The 20,449-nt window shown below is 61.6% G+C and carries 16 protein-coding genes and 1 pseudogene; 11 read left to right on the top strand and 6 right to left on the bottom strand.

Annotation, left to right across the window (positions count from 1 at the left end; genetic code table 11):
• Positions 1–19: 19 nt before the first annotated feature.
• The gene (locus IPM54_31300; protein ID MBK9264276.1) at positions 20–1,624 is read right to left on the bottom strand and encodes a TolC family protein; all 1,605 of its coding nucleotides are present in this window, start codon (positions 1,622–1,624) and stop codon (positions 20–22) included.
• A 160-nt stretch (positions 1,625–1,784) separates the two neighbouring features.
• Here IPM54_31300 and IPM54_31295 point away from each other — a divergent pair, with 160 nt between their 5' ends.
• Positions 1,785–2,033, top strand: coding sequence for a hypothetical protein (locus IPM54_31295; protein ID MBK9264275.1), 249 nt, complete (start codon positions 1,785–1,787; stop codon positions 2,031–2,033).
• Between the two features lie 50 nt (positions 2,034–2,083).
• On the top strand, positions 2,084–2,278 hold the full coding sequence (locus tag IPM54_31290; GenBank protein MBK9264274.1) for a hypothetical protein: 195 nt from the start codon (positions 2,084–2,086) through the stop codon (positions 2,276–2,278).
• 76 nt (positions 2,279–2,354) lie between these two features.
• Here IPM54_31290 and IPM54_31285 read toward each other — a convergent pair whose 3' ends face one another.
• Positions 2,355–3,863, bottom strand: coding sequence for a hypothetical protein (locus IPM54_31285; protein ID MBK9264273.1), 1,509 nt, complete (start codon positions 3,861–3,863; stop codon positions 2,355–2,357).
• A 268-nt stretch (positions 3,864–4,131) separates the two neighbouring features.
• On the opposite strand from IPM54_31285, the gene IPM54_31280 reads away from it, so the two are divergent.
• The 6 genes and pseudogenes from IPM54_31280 (at position 4,132) to IPM54_31255 (ending at position 12,136) form a co-directional block, all read left to right on the top strand.
• The gene (locus IPM54_31280; protein ID MBK9264272.1) at positions 4,132–4,587 is read left to right on the top strand and encodes a hypothetical protein; all 456 of its coding nucleotides are present in this window, start codon (positions 4,132–4,134) and stop codon (positions 4,585–4,587) included.
• A 273-nt stretch (positions 4,588–4,860) separates the two neighbouring features.
• Positions 4,861–6,697, top strand: a pseudogene (locus tag IPM54_31275) (c-type cytochrome).
• A 281-nt stretch (positions 6,698–6,978) separates the two neighbouring features.
• Complete coding sequence (locus tag IPM54_31270; protein MBK9264271.1) at positions 6,979–9,027, top strand: hypothetical protein; 2,049 nt, start codon at positions 6,979–6,981, stop codon at positions 9,025–9,027.
• 130 nt (positions 9,028–9,157) lie between these two features.
• A complete protein-coding gene (locus IPM54_31265) occupies positions 9,158–10,765 on the top strand; it encodes an aldehyde dehydrogenase family protein (protein MBK9264270.1) in 1,608 nt (535 codons plus the stop codon).
• Positions 10,766–10,767: 2 nt separating this feature from the next.
• Positions 10,768–11,553: a 5'/3'-nucleotidase SurE gene (gene surE / locus IPM54_31260; protein MBK9264269.1), complete on the top strand. Its 786-nt coding sequence runs from the start codon at positions 10,768–10,770 to the stop codon at positions 11,551–11,553.
• 10 nt (positions 11,554–11,563) lie between these two features.
• Entirely contained in the window at positions 11,564–12,136 is a 573-nt protein-coding gene (locus tag IPM54_31255) for an adenine phosphoribosyltransferase (protein ID MBK9264268.1), read from the top strand.
• A gap of 137 nt (positions 12,137–12,273) precedes the next feature.
• Here IPM54_31255 and IPM54_31250 read toward each other — a convergent pair whose 3' ends face one another.
• From IPM54_31250 to ndk, 4 genes are read right to left on the bottom strand one after another with little or no spacing between them, the layout of a single operon-like run.
• Positions 12,274–13,356: a succinyl-diaminopimelate desuccinylase gene (locus IPM54_31250; GenBank protein MBK9264267.1), complete on the bottom strand. Its 1,083-nt coding sequence runs from the start codon at positions 13,354–13,356 to the stop codon at positions 12,274–12,276.
• Complete coding sequence (locus IPM54_31245; GenBank protein MBK9264266.1) at positions 13,353–14,183, bottom strand: 2,3,4,5-tetrahydropyridine-2,6-dicarboxylate N-succinyltransferase; 831 nt, start codon at positions 14,181–14,183, stop codon at positions 13,353–13,355. Before IPM54_31245 ends, IPM54_31250 begins: the two co-directional genes overlap by 4 nt.
• 36 nt (positions 14,184–14,219) lie before the next feature.
• Positions 14,220–15,038: a hypothetical protein gene (locus IPM54_31240; GenBank protein MBK9264265.1), complete on the bottom strand. Its 819-nt coding sequence runs from the start codon at positions 15,036–15,038 to the stop codon at positions 14,220–14,222.
• On the bottom strand, positions 15,035–15,463 hold the full coding sequence (gene ndk, locus IPM54_31235) for a nucleoside-diphosphate kinase (protein MBK9264264.1): 429 nt from the start codon (positions 15,461–15,463) through the stop codon (positions 15,035–15,037). The genes IPM54_31240 and ndk overlap by 4 nt, the downstream gene beginning before the upstream one ends.
• Before the next feature lie 187 nt (positions 15,464–15,650).
• Here ndk and IPM54_31230 point away from each other — a divergent pair, with 187 nt between their 5' ends.
• The 3 genes from IPM54_31230 to IPM54_31220 all read left to right on the top strand — a co-directional run bounded on the left by IPM54_31230 (position 15,651) and on the right by IPM54_31220 (position 20,424).
• Positions 15,651–16,361, top strand: a complete 711-nt coding sequence (locus IPM54_31230) for a response regulator (GenBank protein MBK9264263.1) — start codon at positions 15,651–15,653, stop codon at positions 16,359–16,361.
• A gap of 359 nt (positions 16,362–16,720) precedes the next feature.
• Positions 16,721–18,199, top strand: a complete 1,479-nt coding sequence (locus IPM54_31225) for a HAMP domain-containing protein (GenBank protein MBK9264262.1) — start codon at positions 16,721–16,723, stop codon at positions 18,197–18,199.
• 38 nt (positions 18,200–18,237) lie between these two features.
• Positions 18,238–20,424 (top strand): alkaline phosphatase D family protein, encoded by a 2,187-nt coding sequence (locus tag IPM54_31220; protein MBK9264261.1) that lies wholly within the window; start codon positions 18,238–18,240, stop codon positions 20,422–20,424.
• Positions 20,425–20,449 lie beyond the last annotated feature (25 nt).

The raw sequence follows: 20,449 nt of genomic DNA, 5'->3' as shown, positions 1-20,449 counted from the left end.
AACCGTTCGTTGGGACGAATCACGATGCGGGTATGTCACGTCCCGTCGCATGCTCGAGCCGCGTTTTTGCCACGAGAATGCCCACACGTGCATCCACGCGACGAAGGCGTGCCCGCGTCACTTCCGCCTCGGCATCCACGATCGTCACGCTCGTCGCACGCCCAGCGCGGAGCAGCTCCGACTGCACACGGAGCGTTTCTTCGGCTGCAGCAAGACCTCGATCGGCCGCTTCGATGTTCGCTTCGGCCCGCTTCAGCTCCGCATACGCCGCGGCCACTTCCATTCTCAGACCTTGAAGAAGTTGCTGCTTTTGCGCATTGATCTGCTCGACCCGCGCTTTCGCTTCCGCCACCATCGCCGGCGCCGACAGCGTATCGTTCACGGTCCAGGACAAACGCACGCCCGCTTCCCACGTGAAACGGAATTCGTCCCTCTGCGGAAAAATGCGTTGGTTCGGATTTGCATACGTCGCGTTCGCGAACGCATCGAGACGAGGCAAGTAGTTGGCTCGCGCGATGGACACGAGCGACTTCAGCGAGTGTTCGGTTTCATCGAGCGCTCGGATTTCCAATCGGCGAGCAAGCGCTTCGTCTTCGAGCGCCGACAATGTTGCCGTGCTCGGCGTTACCGCTTCGTGCAGAATGTCGATCCCGATCGATACGGGTTTGTCCGCGGGAAGACCGAGCGAAATGCGGAGATTTTGTTCGGCAAGATCGGCAAGCGCGCCGGCGTCGGTGCGAAGCTGCTCGGCGGATGCTTTTTGCGCTTCGAGGCGCAAGAGATCGGCTCTCGATGCGAGGCCTGCGTCGACGATACGACGCACGTCCACGAGATGCGCCTCGGCCTGCGTGACGGCTTCCGCCGCGACGACGGCCGCGCCTTTGGCGCGTACCCAATTGAGAAACGCGATCTTCGCCTCCGCAGCGACTTGTAGCCCCTCCGCTTGCAACTCGATCCGCTTGGCGCTCTCCGCACGCGATGCAGCCGCGTAGCCCTGCGAAATGCGCAGCAGGTAATCCGAAACGGGAACGGCGATCTGCGCGGTGAACGAATACGCGTTCAGCAATATCGGGAAATTGAACGGCACTTGCGTCACGGCAAGCGTGCCTTGGTCTCGGCCACTCGCATCGAACACGTGCACACACGAGAATGACGACGGCGCAGGCGCGGGACATGCGCCGTTCACGAGCCCCCCCGTCGGAATGCTCGGATTGAACGGATTTGCGGGATCTCCGGTGTTCAGGCCAAAAACCGTTTGTGTACCAAGCGAGTTCTGCACCTCGGACAAACGGGTGTAACTCGCGGCGCCGCTCACACGAGGAACGAAGTTCAAGAGCGCTTGATCGACGCGCGCCGCCGCAGCTTTGAGCTCGGCTTGCTTCACTTTGAGCGAAGGCCTGGTGCGAAGGGCGATGCGAGCAACTTCGTTGGGGGTCAAACCTCCCGATTGCGGTGCGAGCGCTTCGGCAATGCGATCCGGTGCGGCAGCGGGCGCCGGCAGTGGCGTGGGAGCCGCAACCGGTGGAGCTGCGGGCAACGGCTCCTTGGGTTCGTCGGCGACGGCTGGGACGACGAGCAAGAGGGTCGAGGTGGCGAGGGCTATGCGGAGGGCTCGGGAAGGCATATTGACCGGCCGGTCACTTATGGGCGCAGTGGTGGTTAGTCAAGCGGGGATGGGTGGACAGCACGAAGGCTGAGGAAGAATTGGTTTTTCTTCTTGCATATTCGTCGCTCACGTAGGACGATGGCCATCAAGAAAACTGACTCGCACGAAGGATGTACCCATGGCACAGAGCAACGCGCTGACAGCCGACATTGCCAGTCCTGGACCAGAAGCCGCCAGTCCCGGCTCGGACAGCGGAGTCCGTCTACGAAGCACGGTGCATCCCCTCCTCGCGGCCATCGAAAGCGCTCCTTTGGCTCCCATTTCGGACGAAGAAAACGCAGAATTCGATAACATTGTGCGTACCACAACCAAGTGGTTGACCGATGAGGAGTTCGTCGCGGCCGCTGGTCTCCCTCAGATTGCATGAACAAATTCGCGGTCAGGTGGCACCCTGCCAATACGACGCAAGTCCGGAACATGAATCCGTGGCTCGCAGAAGCCATCTGCAAGGCAATCTATACGGCAGCGGAAACCGGCAAGGGCAAGATTTTACGCCTCCGCGCCGATAACCCATACCGCATCAGCATTCACGTAAAAGGCGCCACCGCTTGGGCTGAAATCGATCCCGAAACGCAATCCTTGATGGTCGTGCGCATCTTTGCGAATTCGTAGCGCTGCGTAACGCCGTGAGCATCGATGGCTTGCCGGCGTTACGCTGGGTAGATGATCGCTGATTTTGACTCGCGAGTCAGCGTCGCGATCGCTTGCGGCGGCGCAGAGCAGCGAACACAGCAAAGCCCACGAGCGCCGTCGGCGCTGCGAGACTTCTCGAGCGTCCCGAGCCCACCGAACATGCCATCGGTTCACCCGTGGCATACGCATCGGTGAGCGCCGCTTCCATTTCCGCCAAATTCATTTCGTCTTCGTCGAGTTGTTCTTCGAGCGAAAAAGCCCGCTTCGATTGCTGTCTCGAGCCAACTTCGAGCGCGCCAATGTCGATGGCTCCATCATTTGCCCGCGTCTGCGGCGCTTGAATCGTTCGCGACGGCGGAATGAATGATGCAGTTGCCAGCGGATTCGGGAAAGGCGCCGCGCTCGAGCTCGACGGAAAGTTATTTCCAGCATTACGCAGCGCACTCCCGGAAGCCGGGGAATAGTCGAGCGCGCTTGCATTGACGAACCCGGGATCACTGCCCGCAATGGTCTTGGTCCATTGCGCGGGGGTCTTCATGCCGGTTGGAACCCAGTTGTTCGATCCCGTGACGATGGGATGGCCTTTTGCCCACTTTGCTTCCACATCACGAATGAGCGTGAATGGAGTCGCCGAAGCGCTGGCAAACACGTTGTTGTGCATTTCGACGCTTTCGAGCCCGTCGAACAAGCGGAATATGTACTTCGTTCCGCCATCGGCGATGACCGTATTGTTGACGAAGCGATAACGGCCTTTGGTCTCGCCGCTCCCGTCACCGCCGAAACGCACGGCGAACGCTCCTTTGGTTTTCCGCAGGACGTTGCCGACGACATCCGAATCTTCGCGCAAGAGATTCGTGGGAAATTCTTCCGAGCCGATAAGCTCGAGCTCGTGGTAGGTCCCGCCCTCGATCCAGTTGTAATAGATCTCGTTGCGTCCGGCTCGGCTTTTTACGCTGTTTCCACCATTGCTATCGTGCACGTAGCTATGCTGCATGCGAAAGACAGCATTGGGATACATTCGTTCGTCCGTCGCGACATAGATTTGATGTTTTCGAGTTCCCTCGCCGGATCGATACACTTCGACTCGATCGAGCGTGAGCGATCCCGATTCGGTGTCCGCCCCGAGGATCCCGTGCGCAGGGCAATCGTGCACGACGGTATCGCGCACCGTGACGTCGTTCGCATGGTGGAAGACACACCGCGCGCTGCCGCCGGTGACGTCGAGCCCTTCGAGGACGTAATGGCTGCCGTGAATGGCGATGGTATTGGTGCCGCCCTTGATGACGGGGCGCTTTCCATTTCTCTTGATCCCGCGAATGGTAATTTTCGACTGCGGTGATCCATTTTTGGAGAGTGACACACTCGAATACGTTGCGTCACCATCGACTTCGACGACGTCTCCTGGAGCGAGCTGCGGTGCGACGTCGCCCAATTGCTTGAATGGTTTACTCGGACCAACCTGATAGGTCGCGGCAAATGCCGATTCGCCCACGGAGAGCGCTGCAACCCCAGCAGCGACGCCCACGATTGCGGCGAAGCGCGAAGGAATCGATGTACGAATCATGCGCCAGGGCTTGGCAGGTTTGCCCGGGCATATCAAGCCATTTAATGTGAATGCATTGGCGTGCATGCGACATGCATTACGCAACTCCAAACTTCGTGCGCGTTTGTTTGCCCTTTCGATACACATCTTGCAAGGATTCACGCCACGCCATGGTTTGCATCATGTCGTGAACCATCCTGGACGCATCGAAAATGCACAGGTGGGACACGCATCAGGTCGGCGCAGCCCATGCATCTGCATTCATTGCCGAAAGCGCGGAGATTTCGTCATGCCGGTTCAGACGCACAAACGCCCCGACTTGCAGCCAGCGATCGAGAACTTGATCGCTTCGTGCGTCCCAGCCATACGCGACGGCGGCCGGCTCCCGCTTGCCCAGGTCGTCGAAGCCGCCGCCGGCGGAAAGCTCAAACCTTCCGCATTACAACAGCTCGAAGCTCGTGGTGAATTGACCTTCGAGCAGCAGGCGGGTGTTTCGTCGTTCATGAACTTGGGGCCGCGCATGACGATCCGGCTGAAGAGTTTCAACCTCGTCGTTCCGGAGCGCATTTCTGGGCAAGCCGCGCTCGTCAATGGCGGGGTGGAGTTGCGTTTTCGCAAGAACGAAACGTTCAGCGCGTCGAAATTTTTGCTCTCGGTGGCTCTCGAACGAATCGAAGTCACGCCGGAGCGGATCATCGTGAACGTACAGGGCGGCTTGCTCGATCAGCGCATCGAGCTGGTGTGAGTGTGGCCGCAGCCGATCGACTCTGACGCGCCCGTCATGGCGGCTGCGAGTGGCACACTTTGCGGCACAGGTCCGGGCAGCCGCGAAGGAGAGCTCCACGTGCCGCAAAGAGGTCGGCCGAAAGTGCGAACGAAACGCTGCGGACGACGTTCGGAGCGGGCCTTTGGGGTTGCGGACATTCTGCGTCCCAAGGCCAGTTGGCGCCGAAAGACAAAGAAGCGACAATGATGGATGCTTGGCTTCATTTTTGCCAAGCCCGACCGCGGAGGCCTCATGCGATCCACCTATCCTCGACGCGCGCTTGCATTGCTTCTCGTCACCCTTGCCGGCAGCTCCATTGCCGCCGGCTGTTCAGGTACCGACACGATCGTCCCCCAGGAGGACATTTTCATCGCGGCCGTCGCGCCGCCGCCCATCAACGGTGGCACGTTGGCCATTGCACGTGACGGCAACACGGCGATCGCTGCGGATACCGATCGTGACGTCGTCTGGATTGTCGATGTCCACGCGTCCGCATTGAAGGCGACAGTGGCGCTCGAAGCGGGCGATCAGCCTGGTCGTGTGGTCGTCGACGAAAGCGACCGAGCCCATGTGGTCTTGATGGCGGGCGGCGCGGTTGCCACCGTCGACGTCGCGTCGGGCAAACTCGTGGAGCGTCGCGAGGTGTGCGCCGCTCCACGCGGTATCGTTTACGAAGCTGCCGGCGACCGCATTCACGTCGCGTGCAGGCGGTGAGCTCGTGACGATGCCGGCAGCCGGCGGGGCTCCCACGCGCACGGTGAAGCTCGACCGCGATCTTCGCGATGTCGTCGTTCAGGGCGACAAACTCCTGGTCAGCCGCCTTCGCAGCGCAGAAGTTCTCGTCATCGGCCCGGAGGGCAAGGTTTGGCAACGACAAACCCCGCCGACGGTCCGCAAGCTGAATTTCTTGACGGGTATGGAGAACGATTTTCAACCAGCCGTTGCCTGGCGCATGGTTGGTCGCCCCAATGGCGGCGCGCTCATGATTCATCAGCGCGGCATGGCCGGCCCCGTCATCACCACGGAGCCTGGCGGCTACAGCGGTGGCGGCTGCGATGAGGGCATCGTCCAGACGACCGTGACCGAGGTCAATGACGGCGGCGAAGCGTCGCCCATCGACATTCCGGCGACGGGCAATGCGTCGATTCCGGGCACGGCGCTGCCGGTCGACATTGCGGTCTCTTCCACGGGCCAAATGGTCGTCGTTGCGGCTGGTGCGAACGCGATCGTGCGCACGAGCGTTGCGGGCATCACGCCGGCTGGAATGGAAGATCCCTGCGGGCCTCCGCCAACGGAAGACGTTCCCGGCCAACCCGTTGCCGCAGCGTTTTTGTCGAGCGGAATCGCGGTCGTTCAGCTTCGCGAACCCGCTGCGCTCTACCTTCCGGGCACCGACGACATCATCACACTTCCGGGCGAGAGCCGTCGCGACACGGGGCACGACTTGTTCCACCAAAGCCCGTCGCTCAGCCGAGGAGACGCATTCGGCGAGACGTTCGTGACGAGCTCGATTGCCTGCGCGTCGTGCCATCCCGGCGGCGGTGATGATGCGCGTACGTGGGACTTCCAAACGATTGGGCCGCGACGCACCCAGACCTTGCGCGGCGGCATTTCGGATACGGCGCCGCTGCATTGGGACGGCGACATGCGCGACGTCGGTCACATCATGAGCGAGGTGTTCGTCAATCGCATGGGAGGCACCAAGCAGGATCCGCGTCGAGCGAAGCTCGTGTCCCGCTGGATGGACTCGGTGCCCAAGCTTCCGCACACCGCGCCTGTCGACACGGCGGCCGTCGAGCGTGGCAAGGCCATCTACAACGACGAAAAGGTTGCCTGCGGGTCGTGCCACAACGGCGCCAAACTGACGAACAATCAGTTTGCCGACGTCGGCACGGGCAAACAGTTCCAGGTCCCGACGCTGATGGGCATTGCCGACCGCGCGCCGTACATGCACGACGGCTGCGCTCCCACGCTGCGTGACCGCTTCACGGGTAACGCTGCATGTACCGGTGGCGACAACCACGGCGTCATTTCGCACCTCACGTCGGCGGAAATCGACGACCTCGTCGCGTACCTCGAAACGCTCTGAAAGCACGCGGCCCATGTAAAGGTCCAGCCCCCGCACCACCCGATTGAACCCGGCTTCAGTTTGTCCCTCGGGGGGTTTGGGGGGGCCGAGCCTCGCCGTGCTTTTGCGCAAGCAGCACGGCGAGGCTCGGCCCCCCCAACGTGAACAAAACCTCGGGAAGCGCGCGTCCCATGCGCGCTTCGCGAGCGTGCTGTCCCAGACGTGGTTGCAGACGTCGCAAGTTTTTTGCGCAAGTCTCCGGATCCTCGTCACTTGACGCAGCTTCCGGTATGCTCCCGGGCGTGAACGTCGAACAACGAATACTGGCCCTCGAAGCGCTTCTCGAGAAGGTCAGGACAAACGCTGCCAAGCCTCGAACTGGCCGTGGAGCGGCGATTGGGGCGGCACAGCCGACGGCTGCCGCAGTGGGTCGCGCCACGGATGATGTTGCTGGACCGGCCATCGCAGCTCCGATCGCAGCGCCACCGGTGCGCGTGCCGGCTCCGACCACGGCGGCCGCCAAGAAGGCCGTTGCTACGGATGACTGGGGCGACACCACCGAAACGTTCGATACGCCGGTCCCGCTTGCAGCGCCGTTGCCAGGGCCTGCGAAGGAAGCGCCGAAAGCGCCTGCTGCCGCGGCGACGCCAAAGCCCGCAGCCACGAAAACGCCGATACCGTTCGCGACACCAAAGCCCGCGGAAGCGCCTCTTGCCAAGCCTGGTTCGACGTCGTCCATGCCCGCGGTCAAACCCGCCTTGACGACACCCGCGGTCAAACCCGTCGTCACGCCCCCCGCGATCAAGCCCGTCGTCACGCCTGCAGCAAAGCCTGCAACGCCGGCCAATACGCCCATTCCGCTCACCAACAAGGTTGCCGCACCGGTCATCAAGCCGCCGGCAGTCTCGGTCGCGGTCAAGCCAGCCGAGCCGCTCATCAGCAAGACGCTCACGGGAGTCGGCGATGGCGCCGTGAAAGCACCGGAGATCAAAGCAGGCGCGATCGCGGCTGGCATCTCGCTGCCCGCTGCAAGCGAACCTGCGCAAGCCGATGCGCCGGCCATCGAGCTCGAGAAAAAGCCCATTGCGGCCAAATCCGAGCCCGACCAGAAGCCGTCTTTGCCTTCGGCGATCGCGGATTCCGATGGCGAAGAAGATGCCGAGCCGACGCAGCTTTACGAGCCGAGTGCTGCATCGAGACGTGCTGCCGAACTTGCGCAGCTCGCCGAGAACCAGCTCGACGAAGCAAAGAAGGCGCTTGGCATCGACACCAAGAGCGACAGCGACAAGGTCGAAATTCGGCTACCCGAAGCGAAACCCGCAGCCGAAAAAATCGAGGTCAAAGTCGACGCTCCGAAGCTCGACTTGCCGTGGGTCGAGAAGAAGTCCGAGCCTGAGAAGGTCGAGCAAGCTGCGACTGCCGACAAGGACGACAAGCTCCCCAAGAAGGCGGGCCCTTCGAGGACCGAGCTCGATCTCGAGCTCGTCGCGTCGCAGGTGGACGTCGAAAAAGTCGAGCTCGATGTCCCGGAACCGACGAAGGCCGAAGCCAAAGCCGAAGCCAAACCCGAAACCAAGCCCGCTCCTGTTGCCGTTTCGGAAGACAAACCTATCGAGAAGCCCGAGCCCGCGCCGATTTCCGAAAAGAAGCCGGTCGTCGAGAAGCAGGCCGCTCCCGAAAAGAAACCGGTTTTCGTCGAGCCCGAGCCGATCAAACCCACGACGACGTCGAAGGGCGTGCCCAAGCTGCTCATCGTCGCAGCCGTGATCTTGCTGCTCGCCGTTGGCGCGTTCGTCGCCATGCAACAAGGTTGGATCGGAGGTACTGCTTCGACGCCAACCGTTGCACCTCCAACGACTACGCCTCCAACCGCAACGCAGACCGCTGCCCCGACGGCACCCGCCACGGCGCAGCCCCCGACAACCGACACGGCTGCCCCCGCAGCAAGTGCGTCGGCGGCTCCAGCGGACTCGGCTGCAGCGCCCGCAGATTCGACTGCACCGGCTGACAGTGCATTGGCAGCGCCTGCAGATTCGGCTGCGCCCGCAGCATCGGCATCGGCTGCTCCCGCGGCGCCTGCAACACCGGGCACACCGAGCGTCGATCCGGCGACCCTGAACAACAATCAGGGCCTCGTCTTCATCACGTCCAACAAGCCCGCGCGTGTGTACCTGACCGGAAAGATGGTCGGACAAACGAACACCGAGCTCACCGTCGACTGCGGCATGAAGTTCGTTCGTCTCGCCGATCCAAACCAAGATCTGACCAAGCCGCCCATTTGGTTGACGCCAGGTGCGCCGAAACAGATCGATTGCCGGAAGTACACGACGTTCGAGATCGCGGTCCCCTGATCGCTCCCACATCGCCCGCTGCCCCGTCGCCTGCACATGCTGCACGCACGGGGCAGCGTGCTTTCCATCGTCCAAGTCCCCTTCCCGCCTTCGCGCACGGAAGCGCCGAAGTGATAGGCTCCGTCCCGCCATGAGCACCGAAGAAGCTGCGGACACGACGGACGAGCAACCGAAGGCCGATGCATTGGCGCAGAGCGATCATGCGCAAAATGAGCCACGCGTTTTCTCGACGACGAGTCCACTCGATGGATCGGACCTCGAGCCCATCACGGCGACGTCGCCGAGCGACGTTCCGGATCTTGCGCGCAAGGCTCGCGAGGCCCAACGCGCATGGGCCGAACGCGCAGCGCGAGATCGCGCGTCGATCATTGCCGAGGTCAAGCAGCGGCTCCTGTCGCGCGCTGAAGAGATTGCCGAGCTCGTTCATCGCGAATGCGGAAAGCCCATCGAAGAAGCGGCGCTGGCCGAGGTTTTACCGAACGCGGATCTCATCGAGTACTGGACTGCTTCCATCGAAGAATTGCTCGAAGGCACGACGGTCGAATTCGATCCGGTTGCGTACCCGGGCAAACTCGGACGCATTCACAAGGCTCCGCGCGGCGTCATTGGGTTGATCACGCCTTGGAACTACCCCGTGGCGATTCCGCTGCGCACCATCGTGCCTGCGCTTCTCGCGGGAAACGCCGTGCTTTTCAAGCCCAGCGAAGTCACGCCTCGCGCAGGCGCGCTCGTGGCATCTCTCTTCGAAGGCCTCTTGCCGGATGGCTTGCTCGCTTTGGTGCAAGGTGGTGCAGACGTCGGTGAGGCGATCATCGAAGAAGCCGACGTCGTCGTTTTTACCGGCAGCGTGGCGACGGGTCGTCGCGTCGCCGTTCGTTGTGCCGAGCGTCTCATCCCGTGTTCTCTCGAGCTTGGCGGCAAGGATGCAGCCATCGTTCTTGCCGATGCGCCCATCGAACGAACGGCCAACGGTCTCGTTTGGGGCGCCTTTACGAATGCCGGGCAGAACTGCGCTTCCATCGAGCGCGTTTACGTCGAGCGATCCATCGCGGACAAACTCATCCCGCGCATCGTCGAGCTCACGAAAGGCTTGAAGCCGAGCGTCGACACGGCCGTTCTTACGACGGCGAAACAATGCGACATCGTACGCCGTCATCTCTCGCAGGCCAAAGCGGACGGTGCCGATGTGCTTGCAGGCGATGTTCCGGAAGAAGGATCTCTCGCCTTCCCTCCCACCGTGGTGAAGCTCGAGCGTGAAGACACGCCGCTCATGCGCGAAGAAACGTTTGGTCCCATTTTGCCGATCGTGGTCGTCGACAACGTCGACGATGCGATTGCTCGTGTGAATGCGTCGAGTTTTGGTCTCACGACGAGCATCTGGACGCGGCGCATGGGCCACGCGCACGACCTTGCCCGGATGCTCCACACAGGCGTCGTGACCATCAACAACCATGGGTTCACGGCAGCCGTCCCTGCTGCACCGTGGACGGGTACGGGCGAAAGCGGGTACGGCATCACGAACAGTCCGTTTGCGCTGGCCGAGCTCACCCGACCGCAGTTTGTCCTGGAAGACCGCAGCCGTGCACCTCGCGAGCTGTGGTGGTACCCCTACACGCCGACGTTGCGAACGATTGCGTTTGCGATGGCGCGCCTTCGCGGCGGAGCGGGTTTCTTCGGGCGCATTTCGGCGCTTTTCCAGCTCATCGCTGCATTTCCCAAACGCCTTGCCGGCAAGTGACGATGCCCGACGTTCCGATCATTTTGCTCTCCAACGATGATGGCCATGCGGCCGAAGGTCTGCGCCTGTTGCGAGGCGAGCTTCAGCGCGGCGCGCGCGTGATCGTGTGCGCGCCCGAGGTCAATCAGAGCGCGACGAGCCACTCGCTCAGCTTGCATCGCGTTCTTCGCTTGCGGCATGTCGAGCAAGACGTGTTTGCGCTCGATGGCACGCCTGCCGATTGCGTGTACGTCGCACTCAACTCGGGCAACCGGGTTCTTCCGCGTCTACCGGATCTCGTCGTGTCCGGCATGAACCACGGCCTGAACCTCAGCCACGACGTGTTCTATTCGGGCACCGTTGCAGCCGCTCGAGAAGCTGCTCTTCGGGGCATTCCGTCGATCGCCGTGTCGGCAGATGCCGGAGCTGATCGACCGAGTGCCGCAGCGCTTGCCGCACGCCTTGCGCTCGAGCTGCTCGAGAACCACCGTCGCAACCCGTCGCGCACGGCACCTCTGTTCAACGTCAACATTCCGCCGGGGAACGCGTGGCCCGTGCGTCCGACCAAGATCGGCAAGCGGTTGTACACGCAGGATGTCGTGTATCGTCACGATCCACGCGGGCACGAATATTTGTGGATCGGGGGCGGAGCAGTTCGGCACGACCATGCGCCGGGATCGGACACCGAGGCCTACGATGAAGGTTGCGTGAGCGTCACTCCCATCACGCTCGATCTCGTTTCCTCCGAACACGACGAGCTGTGCGCAGCAACGTGTGCGGCGGTTCCCGCGCCCAAGGTTTCGGACTAACCTCGCGCTCATGACGTTCGACCCGGACCAACTCCCTGGAGAGCATGCGCTCGCGTACTTGCGTGCGCGTTTGCGCGACGTGCCGGACTTTCCGAAGCCCGGCATCCTGTTCAAAGACATCACGCCACTGCTTGCCGATCCGCGAGCGCTTCACATCACGCTCGACCTCTTGGCGCAGCGGTTCATTGGCGAGCACATCGACGTCGTCGTGGGCGTCGAATCGCGCGGGTTCATCTTCGGCGGCGCGTTGTCTGCGCGTCTCAACGCGAGCTTCGTGCCCGTGCGCAAACCGGGCAAACTGCCCTGGAAAAAGGACCGCGTCGCCTATGCGCTGGAGTACGGCGAGGCCGAGCTCGAGATGCACGAGCAGTCGATCAAGCCAGGCTCACGGGTCGTCATCGTCGATGACCTCTTGGCCACGGGCGGGACGGCGAAAGCCGCAGCTCAGTTGACGCAGCATCAAGGTGGAATCGTCGCTGGATACGCGTTCGTCGTGGAGCTCGATTTCCTTCCGGGTCGTACGAAACTCACAGAAGGCGTGGATCCCAAACCGATCGTCTACTCGATCGTGCATGTTGGCTAAGAACTCTCGTGGCGAGCCGCGGGAGCGTGTTTGATTTCGCGGCGCTCGTGGTGGGTCCCACTGTTCGAGCCCGCGAAGCGGGCGAGTTTGGGGGAACCGCGAGTGCCGCGAAATCAAACACCTCCCAGCGGCGCGTTTCACCGTGCGATTGTCCTGAAAAACCTTCCCAAAATCTCTCGTCCCTCGCGCAGCTTCGAGATCGACGTCCACTCGTTCCGTTGATGCGCCTGCGCGTTCTCGCCTGGTCCCCAATTCACCGCGGGTACACCGTGCTCCGCGAAGCGCGCAACATCGGTCCACGCCTGCTTCGCTTCCACGCCTGCAACACCAGCGTCACGTAGCGCCAACACGAGCGGATGCGCTGCATGCGGCGGCGCCGACGGCGAAAGATCGACCCACTCGATCCTTGCTCGGCCAGCAACCAACCGTTCGATCTCCATCTGCGCCTCGGGCAAAGATGTATCCGGGGCAAACCGATGGTTCACATTCAACATGAACACGTCCGGAATGATGTTCCGACCACGACCACCTTCGGCCATCGTCGCCGACATGACGCTCCGGTAAGACAAACCATCGATCGTGCAGACGCGCGGTTCGAGTTTGCCGAGATCCATGAGGAGTGACCCCGCCTTGTGGATCGCGTTTTCCCCCTGCCAAGGCCGCGCGCTGTGCGCCGTGCGTCCTTCAAAAATGATACGCGCGTGAATCGTCCCGCATGCTCCGAGGCTCAGCTTGTTGTCACTCGGCTCCATGCAGATCGCCAAGTCCACAGCCGTCGCGTCGGGATCCTCTGCGAACACATGGCCGAGCTCGTTCTCGGCAAACGGCCCTTCTTCGCGTGCGTAGAAGATCATCGTCACATCGGCACCTCGAAGCTCATTCATGTCGTGCTCGAGCATGTCGAGCATCAACGCAAGCCCCGACTTCATGTCGGATGCTCCGGGCCCGTACAGTTTGTCCTCGTCGACACGCGGCGGACCATCGTGAATGGTTCGCACCACGTCCAAGTGCCCCACGAGCGCGATGCGTGGTCCTCCGGTGCCTCGCGTGACGGGTACGACGATGGAGTCTCCGTGACGCCGCGGCGGCGCAGCAACCGGCAGATGCGCAAGGCGTTCGAGCATCGCGTTGGCCAGCGATGCTTCTTCGCCCGTTGGCGAAGGAATCCGACACAGCCAGAGGAGCGTTTCGACGAGACGATCGGTGACGGCATCCTTCATACGGGCACTCCAAAGTCCCGCAATGCAGCGTTGAGCGAGACTTTGCGATCCGTAGAAGCCGTTCGAGCTCCAATGATCAGCGCGCACGGAACGCCAAACTCACCCGCGGGAAAACGCTTCGGACGCGTTCCAGGAATGACCACGCTGCGAGCAGGCACGCGCCCTCGATGCTCGACCACTTCGCTTCCTGTGACGTCGAGGATCGCCGTGGATGCCGTGAGCACCACACCCGCTCCGATGACCGCTTCGCGTTCGACGATCACCCCTTCGACGACGATCGCGCGCGACCCGACGAAGACCCCGTCTTCGATGATCACGGGCTGAGCACTCGGCGGCTCCAAGACTCCGCCGATGCCAACGCCACCCGCGAGATGACAATCCTTGCCGATCTGCGCGCACGAGCCAACCGTCGCCCACGTGTCGACCATCGTGCCTGCACCAACGTACGCACCGATGTTCACGTATCCAGGCATGAGCACCACGCCGGGTTCGAGGAACGCTCCATGTCGCGCCGTTCCTGGCGGCACGATGCGCACGCCTGCCGCTTCGAGACCATGCTTCGTGGGAAGTTTGTCCCGGAACTCCAGCGGCCCGGCTTCGGTCACTTCGAGCGATCGGACGGCAAAGTAGAGCAGGATGGCTTGCTTCACCCAGGCGTGCGTCTTCCAATCGCCGTCGGCGATTCGTTCGGCAACGCGGATTTGTCCCCGATCGAGCGCGTCGATCGTTTGAAGCACGGCCTGCTCATGCGCTGCATCGCGAAGCAGCGAGCGGTCGTTGAAGGCAGCAGTAACGAGCGGTGCGAGCGACGAGTGCAGATCGGTCATCGAGCGGGCTTTAGCAGATTCGGCACGCGCGATGAATCAACCCATGTGCCCAAGCGCGATCGAAACCGCGTTTGTCGCACCATCGAACGACATGTCGAGCCCCGCGCGCCGCGCAGCCATCCGCGCCACCTCGAGCCCTAGATCGAGCTCTCCGCGCCGCAACACGGTGACCGCTCTTTGTGGAGATCGGTTGCTCGGCGCACGACCTACACGAATGACGAACGTACCGTCGGGACGTGCCCTTGCGGTGAGCAGCGCTGCGTCGCCACCGTCACGACAGGCGAATGCCACGGCAAGCTCGATGAGCCCCGCGAGCACGCGACGATCCGTGCGGATCGTGGTCGCATCGACATCGATGCCAAGCGTCACCGTGCGGCCCTCTGGCACGCGATCATCTTGGCGCTGTTCCATCAAGCCCACGAGATCGAGGTCGACAGGAATCACCGCTGCAGCAGCAACGGCCAAGTCGCACAGCGCTACGCAATCCTTGATGTCGGCGCGATACGTTCGAAACGAAGTTTCGAGCCCCAAACGGTGCCGAGCCGACAGCGGCGACCAGTCCTGAAGCGCCGTCGTGATCGTCGACAGATGCGACTCGAGCCGCTCGAACAGAGGTCTCAGGATTGCTTTCGCCTCGCTGTCGCCACCAAGCGCCGTTTGCAGCGTTCGTTCGAACGGCCGAAGCTCGGCGGCGAGCACGACGCACGCTTCGATCGTGGCAGCCTTTGCATGCGTGAGCGCACGAGGACCCACGCGCCGTGAAGCGAGCAGGTCCCCGAATGCCTCGATGGCAGCGCATCCCTCACGGACAGCTCCGAGGGATAAAACGAGCGGGCAATCCGACGCGGCGTTCACACGCGCGGCGAGACTTCGTACCCGGCGAAGAAGTACGCAATTTCGCGGGCCGCCGATTCGGGTTTGTCCGAACCGTGGACCGCGTTTTCACCCACGCTCGCAGCGTAAAGCTTGCGAATCGTGCCTTCGGCCGCGTTGGCGGGGTTCGTTGCACCAATGACCTCGCGATACTTCGCGATGGCATCCTCACGCTCGAGAGCCATGACGATTATGGGGCTGCGGGACATGAACGTGCACAGCTCATCGAAGAAGCCGCGACCACGATGTTCCGCGTAAAACCCTTCGGCCTCGGCTCGCGTCAGATGAATCCGCCTCATCGCACGAACGATGAACCCTTCGGATTCGAGGCGAGCCAGAATTGCGCCCGCGTGGTTTTTCTCAACCGCATCGGGCTTGATGATGGAAAGAGTGCGCTCGACAGCCATAACGCGCCCCTACTAGAAGAAAGCCAGGCATCGCGCAAGCGACGCGTGACGGGCAACCCTGGAAAGGTTGGTGCTGTATCCGCCGTGCAACACGCAGTACGGAAACACCACGTACGCGAACGGTTTTACACACGTCCTCTACGTTGCCATGCAGACGACACACGACGCTGCTAGACAGGTCCAACGCATGCCCACGAACATCCTCATCGTGGAAGACGAACGCGATTTGCAGCGCGTCCTTTCCTACAACTTCAAGCAAGCAGGCTTCGACGTCGTCTCCGCGAGCAGCGGCGAAACTGCGCTTCGCGCGGTCAAAGAAGAGAAATTCGACCTCGTGCTTTTGGACCTCATGCTCCCCGACATGGCGGGCACCGAGGTCTGCAAGCGCCTGAAGCAGAACCCGCAAACCGCGAACATTCCCGTCATCATGGTCACGGCCAAGGGGGAAGAGATCGACCGCATCGTGGGATTCGAGCTCGGCGTCGACGACTACGTGGTCAAACCCTTCAGCGTCCGCGAGCTCATCTTGCGAGCGCGCGCGATCCTTCGCCGTTCGGAAGGACCAACCCAGCCCGAAGGTCGCATCGATTTCGGTGTCTTGCGCATCGATCGTGCAGCGCATCGCGCGTGGGTCGACGAAGAGGAAATCGCCTTCACGGCGCTCGAATTCAAGCTCCTGATGGTGCTCTTCGACCGTCGCGGTCGCGTGCTGTCGCGTGACGTGCTGCTCGACGAAGTTTGGGGATCGCACGTCGACGTCACCGCTCGTAACGTCGACACGCACGTCAAACGTGTACGGGAAAAACTCGGCCTCGCCGGTGACTACATCGAGACCGTTCGCGGCGTTGGGTATCGCTTCCGAGCCGAAGCTTCCGACAGTCCGTCGTCCGAACCATGATCGGTCACCTCGGCATCCGCGCGCAGCTCGTCATCGCATCCGTCGTGCTCATGCTCGTCGCGGGGCTCGTCATCGAGCGCGTTGGGACGCGTGAGCTGGAAACGTTGATGATCGAGCGTGCGACGGGCCATCTCGCAGGCGAGATCCGCCTCTGTGAAGACGCCGTGCGAAGACAGTGCGGCACGTCGGCGTGCACTTCACGCGAGCTCGATGCGCTCAGCGATCATCTCGGCAAGCTTGCGAGCGCTCGCGTCACCATCACCAGCGCTGACGGCACGGTCCTCGGTGACTCGGAGATCCCGTTCGACGAGCTCGAGAGCACGCCGAATCATGCATCGCGTGCCGAGATCGCAGCAGCCATGGCGGCAGGCTCCGGGCAAGCGGCAAGGTACAGCGACACGCTCAGCCACCGCATGATCTATGCGGCGCACCGATTCGACGAACCCGGAAGCAACGTCGCGATCGTCCGTCTCGCAGTACCGCTCACCGACATCGATGCTGCCGTCACGCGCGCACGCTTGTACTTGATCGCCGGCATCGGCGCCGCGATCGCCGCCGCCATTTTCATGAGCGTCTTTGGCGCGCATCTGCTCACGCGCCCCGTCCGTAACCTCACGCAAGCCGCGCTCGCCATGGCCGGAGGCGACCTCGAAGTCCACGCGCCCGCGCAAGGAACGCGTGAAACCACCGAGCTTGGTCGAGCGCTCAATCGCCTTGCAAAAGAACTGCTCTCGGCGATCGAGGATCTTCGAGACGAACGCGATCTGCTCGCCAGCATCCTCGACGGCATGAACGAAGGCGTGCTCGTCACCGACGGTGACGCTCGGATTGTCCTGGCAAACCGTGCGCTACGCGCGATGACGCTCGTGGGTGAAGGCACGATCGGCAAGAGTGTCATCGAAGTCATTCGCAACCCCGCCCTTCATGAAGCGCTCGACGCGGCATCCAAAAGCAATGATGCCGTGGTGCGCGAGGTCGAGCTGTCGGGGATTTTGCCGCGTAGGTTGCTCGTTCGCGTGTCGAAGCTAGCCAGCCGGCGCGAACGTCCCGAGCGGGGTTTGTCCAGTCAACCTTCCGATCGGGGGCTCATTGCCGTCTTTCACGACGTCACCGATCTGCGCCGACTCGAGACGATACGCACCGACTTCGTGGCCAACGTTTCTCACGAATTGCGCACGCCCATCACGGCCATCGGCACCTCCGCGGAAACCCTTCTCGCCGGAGCGCTCTCCGATCCAGCAGAGGCCGCCGAATTCGTCGACGTGATCGATCGTCATGCCAAACGCCTGTGCCAGCTCGTCGACGACCTGCTCGATTTGTCCAAGATCGAGAGCAAGAACTTTCGTCTCACGCTCGTCGAACAAGACGTCGTGCCCATCGTGGCGCACGTCGCGCGTTTGCTCGAAGAGCCTGCGCGCAAGCGTCGCGTGGATTTGCGCATCGAGCGTCCTGACGGACCGCTTTTGTGCCGCATCGACAGACGCGCGCTCGAACAGGTGTTGATGAACCTGCTCGACAACGCCCTCAAATACGCGGGCGAAGGTGCGCACGTCGTGCTCGCATCGCGTCAGCGCCCTGGAGGCGGCGTCGAGATCAGCGTTTCCGACGATGGCCCCGGCATTTCTCCGGCGCATCTCGGCCGCATTTTTGAACGATTCTATCGCGTCGACGCGGGCCGTTCGCGCGAGCTTGGAGGCACGGGCCTCGGCTTATCGATCGTCAAACACATCGTCGAGCTGATGAATGGCACCATCGATGTCGAAAGTGAGCTTGGCAAAGGGTCGACGTTCACGGTGCGCTTGCCTTTGGGAGAACGAGCGTCGCGCGATCGAGGCTAACGCGTGACTCTTTCGCGCCCCTCTGGCACATTTCGATCATGCATAAACGTAGAGACTTTCTTCGCATCACCGTCGTTACGCTTGGCGCTGCCGTTCTCGATGGCTGCAGCAGCGACGCCGCCCCTGCCCCGACGACACCAGCCGAGCTCGAGGATGGGAGCGAATTTTTCCCGCAATCCGTGGCATCTGGCGATCCGAAGCCCAAGAGCGCCATCATTTGGACGCGCGTCGAAGACAAAGAGCGCGCAGGCTGGGACCTCGATGTCTACGTCGAAGTAGCTCTCGACGACAAATTCACCAAGCTGCTCACCATCAATGGGAGCGAGCGTCTTCACCTTTTGGCGGAATCGGAATACGACAACTGCGTCAAAGTTCGATTCATTGGTGAAGCAGGAAAAACCTATTATTATCGGTTCATTTACGAAAAGGAAGGGCGCCTCTTCAAATCGCGCACGGGTCGCGTAAAAACGGCGCCCGAGGAGACAGCCGACGTCAAGGTACGATTCGCCTTCGTTTCCTGTCAGGACTTCATTGGACGCTATTACAACGTCTTGTGGGCGCTCGCCAAAGAAGAGCTCGACTTCTTCGTTCATCTCGGCGACTACATTTATGAAACCACCGGGGATCCCGGCTTTCAAACCCCGGATGCTTCGCGAAAAATCGCGTTCCGCGACGCCGCCGGCTCGCTTGCGCTCGAAACCTCGAAGGGCGAGGTCTTTTTTGCTGCACGCAGCGTGAGCAATTATCGGGATCTCTATCGTGCATATCGATCGGATCCCGCGCTTCAAGCATTGCATGAAAGTTGCGCCATGGTCGCCACGTGGGACGATCACGAATTCTCGGACGACTGTTGGGGCGAAAATGGCACGTACAGCGACGGCAGGCTGAACGAAGCGGACGTGGCGCGCCGCCAAGCTGCCAGTCAAGCGTGGTTCGAATACATGCCCGTCGATTACCCGGATGCGGAAAACTTCCGGTACGACGCGGCAAAAGCATTCCCGGAAGACATTCGCATCTATCGCGATCTAAAATTCGGGAAAAACGTGCACCTCGTATTGACCGACCTGCGCATGTTTCGGCCGGATCACCTCATTGCCGAAGACGCATTCCCCGGTGCAGTGGCATTCGATCAAGCTGCGCTCATGGCGCTTCCGGGAGGTTTGCCGCCGGATGGCGTCGCGACCGCGTACGTCGACATCGACGATCCCAACATGGCGCTGTACAAAGGCCTTTTGCAGCAAGTTGCAATGGCCTCCGCATATCCCGTCGAAAAAATCACGGGCAATGTGAGCGTGAACTACATCAATGCCGTCGTCGCGCAGATCAATGCCACGATGCCTCCCATGCCGGTGCCCGAGCTCATGTTGCCGCCAGATCCTCCCCCTCCACGAGGCATTTCCTACTTCGACCTCAACAAGGCGAGCTTTCATTCGTCGATCGGGTCGCGATACTTCGTACACAAAGATTCTTTCGACGTTTATGCCGGGCTGAAGAAAGCCGACCAAAACATTTTGGGTGAAACACAAGAAACGTGGTTCCTCGACACGATAACGAAGTCGACGAGCACGTGGAAAATCTGGGCCTCTTCGTTCGTGCTTTCTCCCACGCAAATCGATTTGACGATGCAGATGGGCGTTCCCGCGCTCTTTTTGCGCCGGTTCTACATGAATCTGGACGGCTGGGATGGTTTCCCAGCCAAACGAGACGAGCTCATTGGGAAACTCGCACCGGTGGGAAATGTCGTCGCCATTTCGGGCGATTTGCATACTTTTTTGGCAGGCACACCTTATGCCGGCACGGACAAAACGAAAAACATCGTCGAATTCACGTGCGGCGCCGTGTCGTCATCGCCTTATCGGCAGATCCTCGTGTCCCAAATCAAAAATGATCCGGTGCTCAGTACCGTGCCCGCCGCGCCGCTTCTTGCAGCCAACATCGATGCACTGATGCTGGACAAAACCGTCAAGCCCAATCCCCACTTGGGCCATGCCAGCAGCAATAGCCACGGATTTTGCATTGCCGAGGTCGATGGCGCAGAAATCGTCGTCGCGATGCATTCCGTCGGGTCGGTTGAAGTCACGCAAAACTACACCGGCAAAACGGACGATTTCTTCATGAAGGTGCAGGTCGACTCGTTCAAGACCACGGCCGGAAAGAAGGACCTTCAGAAGCAAATCGATGGAGCCTGGAAGCGCTGGGACACGACCTTGCTCGATTGGGTGTAATCACACCGCGTTGCGTCGCGTTTTT

This window comes from Polyangiaceae bacterium, assembly GCA_016715885.1.
Lineage (GTDB): Bacteria > Myxococcota_A > Polyangia > Polyangiales > Polyangiaceae > Polyangium.
The sequence above is the reverse complement of the archived record's forward strand: the minus strand, read 5'-3'. Positions and strand labels throughout refer to the sequence as shown.

Excerpts from the sequence above, each read along its gene's own strand:
- IPM54_31300 (MBK9264276.1), bottom strand. The coding sequence starts at position 1,624 with ATGCCTTCCCGAGCCCTCCGCATAGCCCTCGCCACCTCGACCCTCTTG.
- IPM54_31295 (MBK9264275.1), top strand. The coding sequence starts at position 1,785 with ATGGCACAGAGCAACGCGCTGACAGCCGACATTGCCAGTCCTGGACCA.
- IPM54_31290 (MBK9264274.1), top strand. The coding sequence starts at position 2,084 with ATGAATCCGTGGCTCGCAGAAGCCATCTGCAAGGCAATCTATACGGCA.
- IPM54_31285 (MBK9264273.1), bottom strand. The coding sequence starts at position 3,863 with ATGATTCGTACATCGATTCCTTCGCGCTTCGCCGCAATCGTGGGCGTC.
- IPM54_31280 (MBK9264272.1), top strand. The coding sequence starts at position 4,132 with ATGCCGGTTCAGACGCACAAACGCCCCGACTTGCAGCCAGCGATCGAG.
- IPM54_31265 (MBK9264270.1), top strand. The coding sequence starts at position 9,158 with ATGAGCACCGAAGAAGCTGCGGACACGACGGACGAGCAACCGAAGGCC.
- surE (MBK9264269.1), top strand. The coding sequence starts at position 10,768 with ATGCCCGACGTTCCGATCATTTTGCTCTCCAACGATGATGGCCATGCG.
- IPM54_31255 (MBK9264268.1), top strand. The coding sequence starts at position 11,564 with ATGACGTTCGACCCGGACCAACTCCCTGGAGAGCATGCGCTCGCGTAC.
- IPM54_31250 (MBK9264267.1), bottom strand. The coding sequence starts at position 13,356 with ATGAAGGATGCCGTCACCGATCGTCTCGTCGAAACGCTCCTCTGGCTG.
- IPM54_31245 (MBK9264266.1), bottom strand. The coding sequence starts at position 14,183 with ATGACCGATCTGCACTCGTCGCTCGCACCGCTCGTTACTGCTGCCTTC.
- ndk (MBK9264264.1), bottom strand. The coding sequence starts at position 15,463 with ATGGCTGTCGAGCGCACTCTTTCCATCATCAAGCCCGATGCGGTTGAG.
- IPM54_31230 (MBK9264263.1), top strand. The coding sequence starts at position 15,651 with ATGCCCACGAACATCCTCATCGTGGAAGACGAACGCGATTTGCAGCGC.
- IPM54_31225 (MBK9264262.1), top strand. The coding sequence starts at position 16,721 with ATGGCGGCAGGCTCCGGGCAAGCGGCAAGGTACAGCGACACGCTCAGC.
- IPM54_31220 (MBK9264261.1), top strand. The coding sequence starts at position 18,238 with ATGCATAAACGTAGAGACTTTCTTCGCATCACCGTCGTTACGCTTGGC.